The sequence below is a fragment of the Lacinutrix sp. YIN62 genome (assembly GCF_057219185.1).
Genome location: NZ_JBXVVH010000055.1, coordinates 1 through 2560 on the forward strand (window position 1 = coordinate 1; position 2560 = coordinate 2560).

General features: G+C 29.6%; 1 protein-coding gene and 1 pseudogene. One reads left to right on the forward strand and one right to left on the reverse strand.

What is annotated here, in order from left to right; genetic code table 11:
• Positions 1-1082: 1082 nt before the first annotated feature.
• Positions 1083-1298, forward strand: a pseudogene (locus tag AC2D8I_RS16020) (transposase); the annotation flags it as partial.
• 479 nt (positions 1299-1777) lie between these two features.
• On the opposite strand, the gene AC2D8I_RS16025 reads toward AC2D8I_RS16020, so the two are convergent.
• The gene (locus AC2D8I_RS16025) at positions 1778-2455 is read right to left on the reverse strand and encodes a hypothetical protein (protein WP_484707118.1); all 678 of its coding nucleotides are present in this window, start codon (positions 2453-2455) and stop codon (positions 1778-1780) included.
• Positions 2456-2560 lie beyond the last annotated feature (105 nt).

Consider the following 2560-nt stretch of genomic DNA (forward strand, 5'->3'; position numbering starts at 1 on the left):
GAAGTAAGATTACATTTATCTTTAGACTTTAAAACTCCTAATATGGTATATAAATTATCAGCGTAAATTCAATTTTAACCTGTAGCCATATTTCAGGACGAGACAATTAAATTTAGTAAATAAAAACCGAATAGAAAATCCATGAGGATTTTCGTAAGTAGGCTAGAACTAGCAATAAATTATATACGGTGTTGCCATTTCGTTTTTTTCAATTCAACTATTTTTTTCTAAAATATTTCACTCCTTTAAAAGTAAAATAGATTACTATTAAAATCTGTAGTGATATATAAAATATTTTAAACCAATTTTTTTTGGGATTGATATTTAATTTGTCAATTGCTGTTAATAACATAGGTGTTAAAACAAAAAGTATAATAAATGCTCCAATTAAAGTGATGATAATAATTCCGACGCTTTTCATTTTTATTTAACAATATTTTTCAATTCCGTTTGAGTAAATTCAGTGAGCTTTTTAATCCGCAAACTTTTTCAATTCCAATTGAGTGATTAATTCCGCAACTTACTTAATTCAACACACGTTTTTTTAATTTCAGATTTCTTTCAAGCAATTAAATTCTTTTAGATTTAAAGAATGAGATTATACCAATTAACAATAATGTTATTCCAATTGTAAAAAGCAAAAAAGCAATTATAGGTATGCATCCGTGTCTACAGCCTGCACTATTCATAATATAATAAAAACGAATTATTGAACCGATAATAAAAATCATCGAAATTACTAAATAAATTAGGTATCTCTTCATAAGTTAAATTAATCTGTTCTTTTTTTGAGATTCAGAATGCTTTCCTCCAATGAATGGCAACGTCTCGGCTATAGTTAGTGCGGGATTAAAAGGAATTGTCCTTTCGATAAAGCACTTAGCCAAAACTTTTTATCTTGTTTTTTCTTTTTGTTTTTAAAGCCAAATCAAAAGATTTGGCGAATTTTATAAAAATACCCTAAACTTTGGGTTAATAACCCAAACCCGTATTAATTATAGCCATTGTGCCTGTTGCACAAGTTTGTTGCTAAAGATAGTAAAGGGATTTAAAAGATGGACTGTTATCTCTTAACTTTAGTTATACAAGGTAAAAAAGAGTACCAAGAAAAACTATTTTCTCATTTTCAATTGAGCGAACGCATTCCGAAACACAACTTTTATCGCAAGTTAAAAGGGGGATTACATTTAGATTTTTTATATGCATCAACCTAGCCTTTTTATGGCGATAGCGATCAGAAAAGTATTGATCCTGTTGTGTTCTTTAAATTGTGTTTGGTGGGGGATTTGGATAAGATTAAATATATTTTACTTAAAAGAATCTCTTAAATTTTTTTATGTATTGTAATGGCACACTGTTTTTACGAAGTGGCGTAGAAGTGAATTGAAATGTGTGTAACACGGAAGTTTTAGCTAAAAAGGTTAACTAACCGCAACTATATAGGGCTTTAATAGGGCTTTAACGTGGAGTATCTATGGCGTAAACATTAACTAAGCATCTGCATGACCTAGTTTAGCTCCAAAATAGATCGGAGTGGTATTTTAAATTTTATTGTAAAAAATGTAAAAGTAGATGCTAAAGCAATGAGGCATTTGTTTTGTGTTCTAAAACGCTTGTTTAGACCCCAAATAAAACTGTTAGAACTAATATAATAGGCATCCTAAAATTTAAATAGTATTGGTTTTAACAAAGTAAAAGCCCTTGTAAAAGGAGCTTTTGAATGTTTTTTTATGTTTTTATAGACTTTTGCAACGATTACCGGTGTTGTGCATAGTATTTATTCCGATTCCCATTTGTCAGTCCTTTTCTGTTGGTCATTTTGAGACAAGTAATGAACAGCTATTAATAACTGAACATTCGGATTGTTTAAATCAAAATCAGTTGCGTTATTATAAATTCTTGATTGCAAAATTAAGCTCGACTCAAAATCTCCAGCACCAATTACTCTGTCAGCGTATTCTTTTAATTCATTATTGTTTTTTCCAAGCTCAGTCAAAAACTTTTGGTACTTACCGTTATGTTTTGAACCAAGGCTTTTTAATTCCAATCCAGTGTCTGGATAAGTTTCTTTTCCAAATTCCCATATTTCCTCAAATGTAGATTTCGAAATGGAATTATATAATTCCTTTTGCTCATTAAAATCCACATTATCCAAAATTGGTTGCCAGCCATATTCCAATAATGCAGGTAACATTTCAGTAAAACAGGTTTCAAAACCAGAACTTTCGTTTTCACATATTTGACTTTTGAAAAATTCAGTTATTTTCTGCAAGTCATTAATTTGGTTTTTGGAAAAGTTGTTTTGTAATTCAGTAGTTGTAAATTTTGTTGAGCATGATAAATTCAACATCAAAACACTTAATATTATTAGAGTTCTCAAAGTTTCTTTCATATTATGCACAACGTTTTGGCTAAGCTGCGTTTTAATGCAGTTTAGGTGTTGTGCCTGTTGCATAAGTTTGTTGCTAAAGATAGTAAAGGAATTTAAAAGTGGCTTAGTTATCTCTTAACTTTAGTTATGCTAGGCAAAAAAGACTCGCAATAAAAATTGGTTTCTCAT

Bases quoted from the DNA above. Each gene is read 5' to 3' on its own strand.
- AC2D8I_RS16025 (WP_484707118.1), bottom strand. From the start codon at position 2,455: ATGCAACAGGCACAACACCTAAACTGCATTAAAACGCAGCTTAGCCAA.